This window comes from Pseudomonas sp. MWU16-30317 (assembly GCF_020515695.1).
GTDB lineage: Bacteria > Pseudomonadota > Gammaproteobacteria > Pseudomonadales > Pseudomonadaceae > Aquipseudomonas.
Map to the genome: position 1 here is coordinate 140,555 of NZ_JAIWJA010000004.1, position 18,363 is coordinate 158,917.

1 protein-coding gene is annotated in these 18,363 nt (G+C 66.0%); it reads left to right on the forward strand.

Translation table 11 applies throughout. The annotated features are described in order from the left end of the window. The first annotated feature begins 150 nt into the window (after positions 1-150). Positions 151-18,291, forward strand: coding sequence for an Ig-like domain-containing protein (locus LIX93_RS13650; RefSeq protein ID WP_226504585.1), 18,141 nt, complete (start codon positions 151-153; stop codon positions 18,289-18,291). Positions 18,292-18,363 lie beyond the last annotated feature (72 nt).

Below are 18,363 nucleotides of genomic sequence, written 5' to 3' on the forward strand. Positions count from 1 at the left end.
TCGTCGGGCGCCAATGTTTCGTCGGACGGGCGGCGTCATCTTCCCGTTGTCATTGCCGATGGATAAGCAATGCCCTGGATAAAGTGCGTGAGAGCAAGCGCACCCAGAGGCGGGGAATATCAAGTCGTACGGCCGGAGGCCTGCCCGCACATGAACAAACGTCATTCGCATAGTTCTTCCATCCGCATCGCACTGGAAACCCGAATGATGTTCGACGGCGCGGCCGTCGTCACCGCGGATGCCGCTGCCCACGCCCCTGCCGCCGCCGTGGCTGCTGCGGCGGCCGCACCGGCGGTGGACGCCCACGCCACCGCACCGGCGGACGCGCATACCACGGCACCCAGCGACGCGACCCACACCGATCCGACGCTGGCCGCTACCGGCAGCCAATCCGCCGTGCACAGCAGCGACGCGCCTGCGGCCGCCGACACCAGCCATGCCACCGCTGACGCAGATCAGCACCACGCCAGCGCCACCGATGCCCTGCACGATGCGCTGACCGCCACCGCGCCTGTGGATCTGGCGCCGGCCCGGCAAGAGATATTCTTCGTCGACTCCAGCCTGCCCGACCTCAACACTCTGGTCGCCAACCTCCCGGCCCACGCCGACATCGTCTACCTCGACAGCCACAGCGACGGCCTGACGCAAATAGCCGCAGCCCTGCAAGGCCGGGAAAACGTCGACGCGATCCATATCATCACCCACGCCACCGAAGGCGCCGTGATCATCGGCGACAGCATCGTCGATACCGCCACCATCGAAGGCCAGTACCACGCGTTGCTGGCCGAGATCGGCTCGCACATGAGCAAGACCGGCGATGTGCTGATCTACGGTTGCGACTTCGCCGCCGGCTCCGATGGCGCCGCCACGGTCGTCGCGCTGGCCAGTGCCCTGAATGCCGACGTCGCGGCCTCCTCCAACACTACCGGGGTGGATGGCGACTGGGTGCTGGAAGACCACGTCGGCAACATCGAGACCACCGCCATCCAGGCCACCGACTGGCATCACGATCTGCTGCTGGCCACCAACGATACGGCCACGGTCTATTACGGCACCGGCAACGTCATCAATATATTGGCCAACGATACCCTCGGCGGCTTGCTGCAAGGCGTGACCATTACCACTGCCCCGTCCCATGGCACCGTGGTGATCAACGCCGACAATACCGTGACCTACACGCCGACGGCTGGCGCCAGCACCGCCGACAGCTTCGGCTACAAGCTCACCTTGCTGGGCGGTCTGGTGACCTCCACCGCCACCGTATCGCTGACCCTCGATCACCCCCCAACCGTCACCGCGCCCAGCGTGGTCAATGGCACCGAAGACACCTCGATCGTGCTGTCCGGCGCTGGCAAGCTGATCACCATCGCCGACACCGACAACAGCACCACCACCGTCACCCTCAGCGTGCCGACCGGCACCCTGGCGCTGTCCACCGCCACGGGCCTGACCTTCACCCAAGGCAGCGCCAGCGGCACCTCGACAGTCACGTTCAGCGGCACCGTCGCCGCCGTCAATACCGCACTCAACGGCCTCGTCTACACACCGGTCGCCGATGCCAACAGCACCGCCGCCGCGCCGATCAACCTCAGCGTCACCGCTGTCGACTCGCTGGGCGGCACCGCCACGTCCACCGTCGGCTTGGTACTGGCGCCGGTGGCCGACGTGGTCGCCGATACGGTGACCACCAAACAAAGCACCCCGGCGAGCTTCAACGTGCTGAGCAACGACACCTTCTCCAACGCCGGTCGGGTAGTGTCCAGTTTCACCAACCCTGCCCATGGCGTGGTCACCATCGACGCCCAGGGCAATGCGGTCTACACCCCGACCGCCGGCTATGCCGGCACCGACACCTTCACCTATACCGTGACCTCCGGCGGCAGCAGCGAAACCGGTACCGTCACCGTCACCACCCTGCTCAACTACGCGCCGACCATCACCGTGCCGGCCGCCACCCAGACGTTCAACGAAGACACCAGCCGGGTGTTTTCCAGCACCAACAGCAACGCCATCACCGTGGCCGACGCCAACAACGACATCCTCACCGTCACCCTCGCCTCGACCCACGGCACCCTGACCCTGTCGCAAACCACCGGGCTGACCTTCACCACCGGCGACGGCACTGCCGACAGCAGCATGGTGGTGCGCGGCACGGCAGCGGCGATCAACGCCGCCCTCAATGGCCTGCAGTTCATCCCGGTCGCCGACTACAACGGCACGGCGAATATTTCGGTGCAAGCCAGCGACGGCATCGCCGCGGTGCAGAGCGCCAGCGTGGCGTTGAGCCTGACCCCGGTCGCCGATGGCGTCACCGACAACGTCAGTACCTCAATTCTGACCGGTGTGACCTTCACGCCCCTGACCAACGACACCTTCGCGGCAGGAGCCAGCATCACCTCCATCAGTTCGCCGTCTCATGGTGTGGCGCTGCTGGTAGGCAACAGCGTCACCTACACCCCGGCGATCGGTTATTCCGGCACCGACACCTTCAGCTACACCGTCACCTCGGGCGGCGTCACCGAAACCATCCCGATTACCGTCACGGTCGGTGATACCGCGCCCACAGCACCCGCCACCCTGGGCACCCTGGCGACAGTCGACAAAGGCGTGGTGCTGGTCCTCGCCGGCGCGGGATTCCATGACGCCGACCTGCTCGACGTCTTGCATTACACCGCCACCGGTCTGCCTGCCGGGCTGACCATCGATCCGCTGCTCGGCACCATCAGCGGGGTCGTCGACGGCCACGCCTCGGTCAATGGCGTGAACGGCACCGGTACCTACAACGTGGTGGTCACCGCCACTGACCTGGCGGGTCAAAGCGCCAGCTCGACTGGCACCATCACCGTCACCAACCCTGCGCCTGTTCCGTTGCTGGGGCTGCAGGTCGGCGGTACCGAAAACGCTCTGCTTGGTATTGGCGTCAGCGCGCTGGCGATCGTCGATCCCGATGGCGACGCCTTCAGCATCACCAGCGCCACCGCCGCGCACGGCACCGTGACCATCAACAACGACGGCTCGCTGAGCTATCAACCCAACGCCAACTACTACGGCCTCGACTCCATCACCTACACCGTCAAGGACGTCGACGGTGGTCAGGCCACCGGCTATGTCGCCGTGGTCCTGGCGGCGATACCGCACATTCCGGTGCTGAGCCTGCCATCGATTCCGCTCTTGCTCGAAGACACCCCGCTGATCTTCGCCAACCTGCTCGGCCTGCAACTGAGCGTCGGCAATATCGACGGCGATGCCGTGGCCATCAACCTCGATCTGCCCGTGGGCGTCGGTGCGTTGAGCATCGCCAACCTTACCAACCACACCGCCGTATCGCTGACCCAGACCAGCGACACCCTCGGCACGCATCTGCGCATCACCGGGCTGTCGGCCGACGTCAACGCCGCGCTCAACGACCTGGTCTATACCCCGGCCGCCGACTACAACGGCCCGCTGAACATCACCATCGGCCTGGGCAAGTTGCTGGGCGGCATCATCAGCGTCAACGCCACTTTGCCGATCAGTATCGCGCCGGTGGCCGACATCGTCGACGACAACGTCACCGCCACGCTCGATACGCCCGCATCCTTCAATGTCCTGGCCAACGACACCTTCGAAAATCCCGGCCGCGTAGTCGACAGCTACACCACGCCGCTACACGGCACCGTGACCATCGATGCCCAAGGCAACGCCATCTACACCCCCACGACCGGCTATACAGGCAGCGACAGCTTCACCTACACCGTCAAATCCAATGGCACGTACGAGACGGCTACCGTCCACATCAATGCCATCTTGCCCAACTACGCGCCGACCATCAGCGCTCCGGCCTCGCTGACCTTCAATGAGGACATCTCCCAGGTATTCTCGAGCGCCAACGGCAATGCCGTGACGGTGGCCGATCAGAACAACGACATTCTGACCGTCACCCTCAGCACCAACCACGGCGCCCTGACGCTGCACCAGACCACCGGCCTGACCTTCACCAGTGGCGACGGCAACGCCGATGGCAGCATGACCTTCTCCGGCAGTTCCGCCGCGATCAACGCCGCACTCAATGGCATGAGTTTCGTCCCCACTGCCGATTACAACGGCAGCGCTACCATCAGCGTGCAGGCCAGCGACGGTATCGCCGCGGTGCAAAGCTCGAGCATCGCCCTGACCATCAATCCGGTGGCCGACGGCGTTGCCGACACCATTACCACAGGTCCATTGGCGCCCGTGACGTTCTTCCCGCTGGCCAACGATACGTTCTCCGGCACTCCGGTGATCACCGGCATCAGCCAGGGCGCTCACGGCCTGGTGGTGCTGGGTCTCAATGGCGCGGTCACCTACACCCCGGCGTTGGGCTACCTGGGCGCGGACACGTTCACCTATACCGTAACTTCCGGCGGCGTCACCGAGGCCGTCGCGGTCAATGTCAGCGTCGGCGACCACGCCCCCACGTCCAATGGCAACCTCGGCACCGTGCCGCTGCTCGACAGCCAACTGACCGTCGCGCTGTCCACCGCCCAGGCCTTCACCGATGTCGATCCGCTGGATGTGTTGCACTATACGGCGACCAACTTGCCTGCCGGTCTGACCATCAATTCCTTGACCGGGTTGATCAGCGGCCAGGTCGACGGCCACGCCTCTGTCAATGGCCTCAATGGCACCGGCACTTACAATGTCGTGGTCACCGCCACCGATCTGGCGGGCGCCAGCGCCACCAGCAACCTGGTGATTCAGGTCACCAACCCGGCCCCGATCCCCCTGATCGGGCTGCAAGTGACCGGCAACGAAGACACGCCCATCGACATCACCGCCGCAGCGCTGGGCGTGGTCGACCCCGATGGCGATACCATCACCGTGACGGGCGCCACCGCGCTGCACGGCACCGTGACCATCAACAACGACGGCTCGCTGCGCTACACCCCGACCGCCAACTACAACGGCATCGACACCATCACCTACCAGGTCAAGGACGCCGATGGCGCCACGGCCACCGGTTACGTTGCGGTGGTGGTGGTGCCGGTGGTCGATCTACCAACCATTCAGGTGCCGTCGATTCCGCTGCTGGCTGAAGACACCCCACTGATATTCGCCAATATCGTCGGCCAGCACCTGACGGTCGGCAACGTCGATGGCGACATTCTGGACCTGCGCATCAGCGTGCCGCTGGGGCAGTTGAGCCTCACCAACACCACCGGCATTTCGTTGTCCGAGGGCAGCAGCACAGGGTCTTCGGTGTTGCATTTTTCCGGCACCACCGCGGCCATCAATGCGGCGCTCAACAGCCTGGTCTACACCCCCGGCGCCGATTACAACGGCCCGCTCAATATCACCCTGGCGCTCGGTCATCTGACAGGCGGCATTCTCAACGTCAATGTCGACCTGCCGATCACCATCACCCCGGTTGCCGACATCGTCCCGGACTACGCCACCACCACGACCAACAACCCGGTGACCTTCAACGTCCTGGCCAACGACACCTTCGAGAACGCTGGGCGCGTGGTCGAAAGCCACACCAACCCCACCAACGGCACCGTCACCATCGATGCCCAGGGCAACACCACCTATACCCCGGCGACGGGTTTTACCGGCACCGACACCTTCACCTACACCGTGCTGTCCAACAGCACCCATGAGACCGCCACAGTCACCATCACCGTCAACGCCGCGGCGGATATTGCGCCAGTGGGCACCACCATCGCCAACCAGACCGGTACCGACGGCCAGCCGGTGAGCATCAGCGTCAGCAGTCACTTCAGCGATGCCGACAACGATCCCCTGACCTACACCGCCACCGGCCTGCCCGCTGGCGTGACCATCGATGCCAATAGCGGGTTGATCAGCGGCACCCTCGGCGGCCATGCATCGACGGCGGTGACCAGTGGCGCCTACGCCATCGTGGTCACCGCCAGCGATGGCCGAGGCGGCCTGGTCAGCGAGAGCTTCGTGCTCACAGTCAGCAACCCCGCCCCGATTGGCAACCCTGACACCTTCAACGGCACTGAAGGCACTGCCATCACGGGCAATGTGAAGACTAACGATACCGACCCCGATGGCGACACGCTGCAGATCAGCACCACGCCGGTACAAGGTCCGGCCAACGGGACTCTGGTGCTCAACAGCGACGGCAGTTTCGTCTACACCCCCAATGCGCGCTTCCATGGCACGGACACCTTCCAGTATCAGGTGGTCGACGCCGACGGCGGCACCGCCACGGCCACCGTTACCCTCAACATCGCCGCCGTCAACGAAGCGCCGGTGACCACCGGTGCAATCGGCAACCAGACCGCCAACGACAGCGCCACCGTCACCCTCAATGTCGCCGGGCAATTCAGCGACCCGGATGGCGACGCCCTGACCTACACCGCCACCGGCCTGCCCGCCGGCCTGGGCATCAGCGCCAACGGCCTGATCACCGGCACGCTGGGCAGCAGCGCTTCCCAGGGCGGTAATCAAGGCGCCTACACGGTGGTCGTCACCGCCACTGACGGCAGCGGTGCCTCGGTCAACCAGACCTTCACCTTCAACGTCATCAACCCGGTGCCGACCACCGCCGACAGCACCAACACCACGCCTGAAGACACTGCGGTCACCGGCACCCTGGCGGCCAACGACGTCGACCACGACACCCTGACCTTCAGCGCCACCACGCAACCCGCCCACGGCACGCTGGCACTCGACAGCGCTACCGGGGTGTACACCTACACCCCGGCTGCCAATTTCAATGGCACCGACAGCTTCACCTACAAGGTGGTCGATGCCGATGGCGGTGTCGCCACCGCCACCGTGACCCTCACCGTGACGCCGGTCAACGACGCCCCCACCGCCGTAGGCAGCATCGGCGCGCAAACCGGTATCGATGCCGCACCGTTCAGCCTCAGCGTCGCCAACCGCTTCAGCGATGTCGACGGCGATACCCTCAGCTACAGCGCCAGCGGCCTGCCGACGGGTCTGAGCATCGATGCCAACGGCTTGATCAGCGGCAACCTCGCCAGCAGTGCATCGCAAGGCGGCAACCATGGCCTCTACAGCGTCGCCATCACCGCCGATGACGGCCATGGCGGCACCGTGGTGCAAAGCTTCACCCTGAACGTCAGCAACCCGGTACCGGTGACTGCCAACAGCGCTGTCACCACTGCCGAAGACACAGCGGTGTCCGCCACGCTGGTGGCCACCGACGATGACACCGTCACCTTCGCTCCGGCCACCGGCCCGAGCCACGGCAGCCTGGTGCTCAACGCCACCACGGGCGTGTACACCTATACCCCGGCCGCCAACTTCAACGGCACCGACAGTTTCACCTACACCGTGACCGACGCCGACGGCGCCAGCACCACAGCCACCGTCACCCTCACAGTCACCCCGGTCAATGACGCGCCCAGCACCACGCCGGGCTCCATCGGCACCCAGACCGGCGTCGACAGCACGGCGTTCAACCTCGACATCGCCAACAAATTCAGCGATGTCGACGGCGACACCCTGAGCTTCAGCGCCACCGGTCTGCCCAGTGGCCTGAGCGTCGATCCGGCCACCGGCCTGATCACCGGCACGCTGGGCAGCAGCGCCTCCACCGGCGGCCTCAACGGCACCGGCGCCTACAGCATCACCGTCACCGCCAACGACGGCCACGGCGCCACCGCCGCCCAGACCTTCACCCTCAATGTCAGCAACCCAGCGCCCACGGCGGCCAACAGCACCTTGGTCATCAACGAGGACAACGTCGCCACCGGCAACCTGCTGACCGACGCCAACGCCAGCGATCCGGACGGCGATGCGCTGCACATCGACACCACCCCGGTGACCGGCCCTGCCCATGGCGTGCTCACGCTCAACGCCAACGGCACCTACATCTACACGCCTGCCGCCAACTACAACGGCAGCGACAGCTTCAGCTACCGGGTGGTCGACGCCGATGGCGGTTCAGTCACCGCGACCGTCGCCATTACCATCAACCCGGTCAACGACGCACCGGTCACCAACGGCACCATCAGCGCCCAGGCCGCCAACGACGGCAGTGCGTTCAGCCTCAACGTCGCCAACAATTTCACCGATGTCGACAGCACCCTGACCTACACCGCCACCGGCCTGCCGCCAGGCCTGAACCTCGATCCGGCCACCGGGCTGATCAGCGGCACCTTGGGCACCAGCGCCTCGCAAGCCGGCAGCAACGGTACCGGCGGTGCCGGCAACCTCTACAACGTGGTGATTACCGCCAGCGACGGCAGCGCCAGCGCATCGCTAGCCTTCACCTTCACGGTCAGCAACCCGGCGCCGGTCGCCAACAACAGCACCCTGACCATCAACGAAGACAGCGTCGCCACCGGCAATGTGCTGGTCAACGCCAGCGATCCGGACGGCGATGCCCTGCATGTCGACACCACACCCGTGACCGCACCACAACACGGGGTCTTGAGCCTCAATGCCAACGGCACCTATACCTACACGCCGGCGGCCAATTTCAATGGCACTGACAGCTTCAGCTACCGGGTTATCGACGCTGACGGCGCCAGCACCACCGCGACGCTGACGTTCAATATCACCCCTGTCTACGATGCCCCGGTTGCCAGTGGCACGATCCAGGCGGTCACGGCCAACGACCACACCAGCGTCAACGTCAATGCCGCGGCGGCCTTCACCGATGCCGACAACACCGCCCTGAGCTACAGCGCGACCGGTCTGCCCATCGGCTTGAGCATCGACGCCAACACCGGCCTGATCACCGGCACCCTGAACAGCAGCGCCTCCACCGAAGGCCCTGGTGGCCATGGCGTGTACACCGTGCAGGTCAGCGCCAGCGACGGCCTGGGTGGCATTGCCACGCAAACCTTCACTCTGACCGCCGTCAACACCGTACCGACCGCCAGCAACGCTACCATCACGCTGGCTGAAGACACCTCGGCCAGCGGCACCTTGCTGAGCAACGCCAGTGACGCCGACCAGGATGCCCTGACCTTCGCGGCCACCAGCCAGCCCACCCACGGCACCTTGGTGCTCAATGCCAACGGCAGCTACACCTACACTCCGGCGGCCAACTACAACGGCAGCGACAGCTTCAACTACCGGGTCACCGATGCCGACGGCGCCAGCACCACCGCGACCCTCACGTTCAGTGTCACGCCGGTCTACGATGCGCCCACCGTCGGCGCACCGGTGGCCAACGTCACCGCCAACGATCACACCTCGGTCAACCTCAACCTGGCCGGCAACTTCAACAACCCCGACAACGCCACCCTGACCTACAGCGCCACCGGCTTGCCCAATGGCCTGAGCATCAACGCCGGCACCGGCGTGATCACCGGCACGTTGGACAGCAGCGCCTCCACCGAAGGCAGCAACGGCGCAGGCGGCCCTGGCGGCAATTACACCGTCAACGTCAGCGTCAGCGATGGCCTGGGCGGCACCGCTACCCAGACCTTCATCTTCACCGCCGTCAACACGCTGCCGGTGGCCAGCAATGCCACCGTGACCCTGGCCGAAGACACTCCGGCTACCGGCACCCTGCTCAGCAATGCCAGCGACGCCGACCAGGATGCCCTCACCTTCGTCGCCACCAGCCAGCCCGTTCATGGCACCCTGGCGCTGAACGCCAACGGCACCTACACCTATACCCCGGCCGCCAACTTCAACGGCAGCGACAGCTTCAACTACCAGGTGACCGACGCCGACGGCGCCACCAGCACCGCGACCCTCACCTTCAACGTCACCCCGGTGTACGACGCGCCTACCGCCGGCACGCCCGTTGCCACCCAGACCGCCTTCGATCACAGCAGCGTCAGCCTCAACGTGGCCGGCAACTTCAACAACCCCGACAACGCCACCCTGACCTACAGCGCCACCGGCCTGCCCAACGGCCTGAGCATCAACGCCTCCACCGGCCTGATCACCGGCACCCTCGACAGCAGCGCCTCCACCGAGGGCAGTAATGGTGCGGGCGGAGCAGGCGGCAATTACACGGTCAACGTCAGCGTCGCCGATGGCCTGGGCGGCACCGCCACCCAGACGTTCACCTTCACGGCGGTCAACACCCTTCCGGTGGCCGGCAATGCCACCGTCACCCTGGCCGAAGACACCTCGGCGCCGATCAACCTCAACACCACCGCCACCGATGCCGACGGCGATGCCCTGACCTTCGCCATCACCACCGGGCCGGCCCACGGCACCCTGACCGTCGCTGCCAACGGCCAATACACCTACACCCCGGCCGCCAACTTCAATGGCGCCGACAGTTTCACCTACTCGGTGACCGACGCCGATGGCGCGGTGAGCAGCGCGGTCATCACCCTCAACGTCACTCCGGTGTATGACGCGCCAGTGGCCGGTGCGCCCATCGGCACCCAAAGTGCCAACGACAGCAGCACCGTCAGCCTCAACGTGGCCGGCAATTTCAGCGATGCCGACAACCACGCCCTGACCTACAGTGCCACCGGCCTGCCGAATGGCCTGAACATCGACCCTAACACCGGCCTGATCACCGGCACTCTCAACAGCAGCGCCTCGACCCAGGGCAGCAATGGCGCGGGTGGCCCCGGCGGCAACTACACCGTGGTCGTCACCGCCACCGACGGCACCACTCCAGTCACTCAGACCTTCACCTTTACCGCCGTCAACACCCTTCCCGTGGCCAGCAACGCCACCGTGACCCTGGCCGAAGACACCTCGGCGCCGATCAACCTCAACACCAGCGCCACCGATGCCGACGGCGATGCCCTGACGTTCGCCATCACCACGGGCCCTAGCCACGGCACCTTGACCCTCGCCGCCAACGGCCAGTACACCTACACCCCGGCCGCCAACTACAACGGCGCCGACAGCTTCAGCTACTCGGTCACCGATGCCGATGGCGCGGTCAGCACGGCCGTGATCAGCCTCAACGTCACCCCGGTGTACGACGCCCCGGCCAGCAACGGCAACTTGCCGGCGCTGACCGCCAACGACAGCAGCACGGTCAACCTCAACGTCACCGGCAGCTTCACCGACGCCGACAACCGCGCCCTGACCTACACCGCCACCGGTCTGCCTGCCGGCCTGAGCATCGACGCCAACACCGGCCTGCTCAGCGGTACGCTCAACAGCAGCGCCTCGACCCAAGGCAGCAATGGCGCCGGCGGCCCTGGCGGTCTGTACAGCGTGGTCATCACCGCCAGCGATGGCCTGGGCAGCAGCGCTACCCAGAGCTTCACCCTGACCGCGGTCAACACCTTGCCAGTGGCGGGCGGCACCAGCCTCACCCTGGCCGAGGACACCCCGACACCGATCAACCTCAACGCCCTGGCCAGCGACGCCGACCACGACGCGCTGACCTTCAGCATCACCCAGGGCCCTGCCAACGGCACACTGCAGCTCAACAGCAACGGCAACTACACCTACGTCCCCAACGCCAACTTCAATGGCAGCGACAGCTTCACCTATCAGGTCACCGACGCCGACGGTGCCACCAGCACCGCGACCATCGCACTGACCATTACTCCGGTCTACGATGCGCCGACCACCATCGGCCAGATCCCGACGCAACAGGCCAACGACGCCAGCGCCGTCAACCTCGCCGTGGCCAACAACTTCACCGACGCCGATGGCGCGCACCTGACCTACAGCGCCACCGGCCTGCCAGCAGGAGTCACCATCGATGCCAACAGCGGCCTGATCACCGGCATCCTCAACAGCAGCGCCTCGACCCAGGGCAGCAATGGCAGCGGCGGCCCCGGTGGCAACTACAACGTGGTCGTCACCGCCACCGACGGCACCACGGCGGTGACCCAGAGCTTCACCCTGACCGCCGTCAACACGGTTCCGACCGCCGCCAACGCAACCATCTCGCTGACCGAAGATGGCAGCACCAGCGGCAGCCTCGCCAACTACGCCAGCGATGCCGACCACGACGCGCTCACCTATGCGATCACCACCCAGCCCACCCACGGCACCCTGACGCTCGGCGCCAACGGCACGTTCATCTACACCCCAACCGCCGGCTTCGTCGGCAGTGACAGCCTCACCTACAGCGTCAGCGACCCGGATGGCGGCGCCACCACGGCGGTGCTCAACTTCAACGTGCTGGCCGACACGGGCGGCCCGGTGGCGGCCGGCACCATCAACACCCAGGTGGCCAACGACCACACCCCCCTCAACTTCAACGTGGCTGGCAACTTCAGCGACAGCACCCCAGGTGCGACACTCAGCTACAGCGCCACCGGCCTGCCCGCCGGCATCGCCATCGACCCCGCCACCGGCCTGATTTTCGGCACCTTGAACAGCAGCGCCTCGGTGCAGGGCAGCGATGGCAACGGCGGCCCTGGGGGCAACTACACGGTGGTGATCACCGCCAGCGATGGCGTGGGCGGCACCGCTACCCAGACCTTCACCATCACTGCGGTCAACACCATTCCTGTGGCCAACAGCGCGACCCTCAACCTCAACGAGGACGGCGTCGCCACAGGCGATCTGCACACCTACGCCAGCGATGCCGACGGCGATGCCCTGACCTTCAGCGTGGCCCAGGCGCCTGCGCACGGCACCTTGCTACTCAATGCCAACGGCACCTACTCCTACACGCCGAACGCCAACTTCAACGGCACCGACAGCTTCATCTACCAGGTCAGCGATCCGGATGGCGGCAACAGCCGCTCGACACTGGTCACCATCGTCGCGCCGGTGTACGACGGCCCAGTGGCGGTCGGCACCCTGCCGACCCTCACCGCCAACGATCACACCAGCGTGACCCTCAACGCCGCCAACGCCTTCAGCGATGCCGACGGGACCCCATTGACCTACAACGTCACCGGCCTGCCAAACGGGCTGACGTTCAACACCAGTACCGGCCTGATCACGGGCACCCTGGACAGCAGCGCCTCGACCCAGGGCAGCAATGGCGCTGGCGGCGCAGGCGGCCTGTACACCGTGGTCGTCACCGCCAGCGATGGCCTGGGCGGCACCGCCACTCAGACCTTCACCCTGACCGCCGTCAACACCCTGCCGGTAGCCAGCAACGCCACCGTGACGATTGCCGAAGACACCGTCGCCACCGGCGACTTGCACAACAGCGCCAGCGATGCCGACCTGGACGCCTTGACCTTCGCCGTCACCACCCAGCCAAGCCATGGCAGCCTGGTCTTCAACGCCGCCGCGGGCACCTACACCTACACGCCGAACGCCAACTTCAACGGTGCCGACAGCTTCAGCTACAGCGTCACCGACGCCGATGGCGCAGTCAGCAATGCAGTGATCAGCTTCAACGTCACGCCGGTCTACGACGCACCGGTGCCCACGGCGTCGATCAACACCGTCACCGCCAACGACCACAGCAGCGTCAGCCTCAATGTCACCGGCAACTTCAGCAGCCCCGACAACCTGCCGCTGACCTACAGCGCCACCGGTCTGCCCAACGGCCTGACCCTCGACCCGAACACCGGCCTGCTCAGCGGCACCCTCGACAGCCGCGCCTCCACCGAGGGCCTCAATGGCGGCGGCAGCTACACGATTCGCGTCACCGCCAACGATGGCACCACCAGCGTGTTCCAGGACTTCACCCTGACGGCGGTCAACACCGTACCGGTAGCCAGCAGCGCCACCGTGACGCTCGCCGAGGACAGCAGCCACAGCGGCGACCTGCACACCACCGCCAGCGACGCCGACCAGGACACCCTGAGCTTTGCGGTCACCACGCCGCCCGCCCACGGCACCTTGACCCTCGACTCCGCAACTGGCGTCTACACCTACACGCCCACCGCCAACTTCAATGGCGCCGACAGCTTCAGCTATCGGGTCAGCGACCTGGATGGCGGCAACAGCACCACCGCCACCATCACCTTCAACGTCACCCCGGTGTATGACGCGCCCACCGCCAACGGCACCATCGCCGCGCAGTCGGCCAACGATGGCGCCGCCGTCAACGTCAACGTCGCGGGCAATTTCAGCGATGTCGACAACACCGCACTGACCTACAGCGCCAGCGGCCTGCCGACCGGCGTCAGCATCGACCCGGCCACCGGCCTGATCACCGGCACCCTGGGCAGCAGCGCCTCGCAAGGCAGCAGCAACGGCGGCGCCGCCGGCCAGTACAACATCGTTGTCAGCGCCACCGATGGCACCAGCATCGTGACCCAGGCCTTCACCCTGACCGCTGTCAACACCGTGCCGACTGCCGCCAGCGCGACCGTCAACCTGGCCGAAGACAGCGTCACCAACGGCAACCTCAACACCCTTGCCGGCGATATCGACGGCGATGCGCTGACCTTCAGCGCCAGTACCCAACCGCTGCACGGCGTGCTGGCACTCAACGCCAATGGCACCTACAGCTACACCCCGGTGGCCAACTTCAACGGCACCGACAGCTTCAACTACACCGTCACCGATGCCGACGGCGCCAGCCGCAGCGCCACGCTGACCTTCAACGTCACACCGGTGTACGACGCGCCCACCGCCACAGCGCCGATCAACAACCTGACGGCCAACGATCACACCAGCGTCAACCTCAACGTCACTGGCAACTTCACCAGCGTCGACAACCTGCCCCTGACCTACACCGCCACTGGTTTGCCCAACGGCATCACTCTGGACCCAGGCACCGGCCTGCTCAGCGGCACCCTCGACAGCAGCGCCTCCCACCAAGGCCCCAATGCCGCCGGCGTCTACACCATTCGGGTGACCGCCAGCGATGGCACCAGCAGTGCGTTCCAGGACTTCACCCTGACCGCCGTCAACACGCAGCCGGTCGCCAGCAACGCCACCCTGACCTTGAACGAGGACAGCAGCACCCCGGTTGACCTGCGCACTTACGCCAGCGACGCCGACGCTGATGCCCTGACCTTCACCGCCACCACCCAACCGGCCCACGGCACCCTGACTCAACTCGCCAACGGCCAGTACACCTACACCCCGGCCGCCAACTTCAATGGCACCGACAGCTTCACCTACACCGTCACCGACGCCGATGGCGCCGTCACCAGCGCCACCCTGACCTTCAACGTCGCGCCGCAGTACGACGCACCGAGCGCCGCAGCACCGATCGCCACGGTTACCGCCAATGACCACAGCAGTGTCAACGTCAACGTGGCTGGCAACTTCAACAACGTCGACAACGCCACCCTCACCTACACCGCCACGGGCCTGCCTGCTGGCCTGAGCATCGATCCAAGCACCGGCCTGATCAGCGGCACCTTGAACAGCAGCGCCTCGACCCAGGGCAGCAATGGCAGCGGCGGCCCCGTCGGCTCCGGTGGCAACTACACCGTGACCGTCAGTGCCAGCGACGGCCAGGGCGGGGTCGCCGACCAGACCTTCACCCTGACGGCGGTCAACACCGTGCCGACTGCCAGCAACGCGACGATCACCTTGCCAACGGGCAGCAACGTCAGTGCCAGCCTGCTCAACTACGCTCAGGACGCCGACGGTGACGTGCTGACCTTCGCGGCCACCACCGCACCGACCCACGGCACCTTGGTACTCGGTGCGAACGGCGCCTTCACCTACACGCCTGACGCCGGCTACAACGGCACCGACACCCTGACCTACCAGGTGACCGACGCCGACGGCGGTACCACCAGCGCGACCCTGACCTTCAATATCGCCGCCAACTACCAGTCACCGGCCGCCACCGGCAGCATCACGCCGCTGAGCGCCAACGACCACACCACGGTCAACCTCAACGTCGCGGGCAACTTCACCGACAGCAACAACATCCCGTTGACCTACACCGCCACCGGTCTGCCTGCCGGCGTCACCCTCGACCCGAACTCCGGGTTGATCAGCGGCCTGCTGGGCACCAGCGCCTCCACCCAGGGCATCGGCGGCAGCGGCACCTACACGGTGGTCATCACTGCCAGCGATGGCGTGGGCGGCACCGCGACCCAGAGCTTCACCCTCACGGCGGTCAACACCGTGCCGGTGGCCAACGGTGCCACGGTCAACACCAGCGAAGACAGCCCCGTCAGCGGTGATCTGCACGCCAACGCCAGCGACACCGATGGTGACGCCCTGAGTTTTACCGCTGTCACCCAGCCGGCCCACGGCACCTTGACGCTCGCCGCCAACGGCCAGTACACCTACACCCCGGCCGCCAACTTCAATGGCGCCGACAGCTTTACCTATCAGGTCACCGATGCCGATGGCGGCGCCAGCACCGCCACCCTCGTGATCAACGTGGCACCGGTGTACGACGCGCCTAGTGTCACCACGCCGATCGCCACGGTCACCGCCAATGACCACAGCGCTGTCAATGTCAACGTCGCCGGCAACTTCATCAGCGTCGACAACCTGCCACTGACCTACAGCGCCACCGGTCTGCCCGCCGGCCTGACGCTGGACCCGACCACCGGCCTGCTCAGCGGCACCTTGAACAGCAGCGCCTCGACCCAGGGCAGCAATGGCAGCGGCGGCCCTGGCGGCAACTACAGCGTGACCGTCAGTGCCAACGACGGTACCTCGAGCGTCAGCCAGACCTTCACCCTGACCGCCGTCAACACCCTGCCGAGCGCGAGCAACGTCAGCGTCACCGTACAACAAGGCACCGCGTTGAACGGCACCTTGGCAAACTACGCCAGCGATGCCGACGGCGATGCGCTGACCTTCAGTGCCGCCAGCCAACCCGGCAACGGCCTGGTCACGGTAGGCGCCAATGGCAGCTACACCTACACCCCGGCCAGCGGTTTCGTCGGCCAGGACAGCTTCACTTATCAGGTGCGCGATGCCGACGGTGGCGTGACCGTGGCGACCATCACCTTCAACGTATCGACCCAACCGGATCAGGCTCCGATCGTCACCACCCCGGTGCCGGCCCAGACGGCCACCGATGGCGGCGCCTTCAATCTCAATGTCGCGGGCTCGTTCAGCGATCCGGATGGCGACACGCTCACTTACAGCGTCAGCGGCCTGCCCGCAGGCCTGACCTTGAACCCGCAGACCGGCGAAATCACCGGCACCCTGTCCAACAACGCGTCCAGCCAAGGCAGCAATGGCAGCGGCGGCGCGGGGGGCCTCTACACCCTCACTCTCACGGCCAGCGATGGTACCGACTCGGTCAGCCAGCAGATCCAGTTGGTGGTCAACAACCCAGCGCCGGTGACCACCGGTGCCGCCTACACCCTGCCCGAGGACAGCTCGATCAGCGGCGTGCTGGTGGCCACCGATCCGGATGGCGACGCCATCAGCTTCGGCATCGCTCAGGGCCCAAGCCACGGCAGCCTGACGCTCAACGCCAACGGCAGCTTCACCTACGTGCCCAACCCCGACTTCAATGGCGCCGACAGCTTCACCTACCAGGTCCGCGACAGTGACGGCGGCACCACCAACGCGGTGGTGACCTTTACCGTGACGCCGGTCAACGATGCACCTGTCGCCACCCCCGGCACGGTCACGGTAGTGACGGGTGCGCCGAGCGTGATCGATGTGGTGGGCAATGTCAGCGATGCCGATGGCGATCCACTGAGCGTCACTGGCGCCGGTGCCGATCACGGCACCGTGGTGGTCAACCCCAACGGCACCGTCACTTACACGCCAACTTCTGGCTACACCGGCAGCGACACCCTGACCTACACCGTCAGCGATGGTGCCGGCGGCTCGGTCACCTCGACCATCGCCGTGACAGTCAGCACCAATGCCGGTACCGGCAATGGCAGTGGAACGGGAACCGGCACGGGGACTGGTACAGGCACAGGTAATGGAACAGGCACAGGTAATGGAACAGGCACAGGCACCGGTAATGGAACGGGCACTGGCGACGGGACCGGGACAGGTACCGTTACCACGACACCGGACGGCTTCGTCGGCGTCACCAGCACCCAGCGCATCACTGATGGTCTGGTCGGCATTCCGCCCAGCTACAACTCACCGCAGTCGAGTACCTACACCCGGATCACGCATTACGATCCGGTGCTGCTCGACGCGGTCAACGGCGTCAAGCGCCTGGACGGCCTGACCCAGCTCAGCGAAGACCGCCCCATGCAGGAAGTCGCCACCGGCATGGCGCCGCTGGCCACCACCACCGAGATCAGCAACAACGCGGCGCCGGTAGCCCAGGCCACTGGCGACCTGCAAGAGCAGAATCGCCAGCAACTGGATGTCGACGCGCTGCGTCCAGGCGCCCCCGGGACCACTCAGGAAGCGCCCACTCAGGCGCCACCTGCCGCTACTGAACCGGCCACCGCGCCTGGCGCGGCAACCCCCGAGGCAGCACCGCAACAGGCCCCCGGCACCGGCGACGGCAATCCACAGGCCAGCAATGTGACGCCGCTGCCGTTGACCCTCAACGAGCAACTGCAAGCCGCCAGCCAGGCCCGCCTGGCCGAACGCGATGCGCTGGCACGGCTGTTGGCGAGCTGAGGTCGGTGACGCGCGGCTACACAGATACGAACAGCGTCATAAGCGGCGTGGCGCACATATATTCGCGCCATT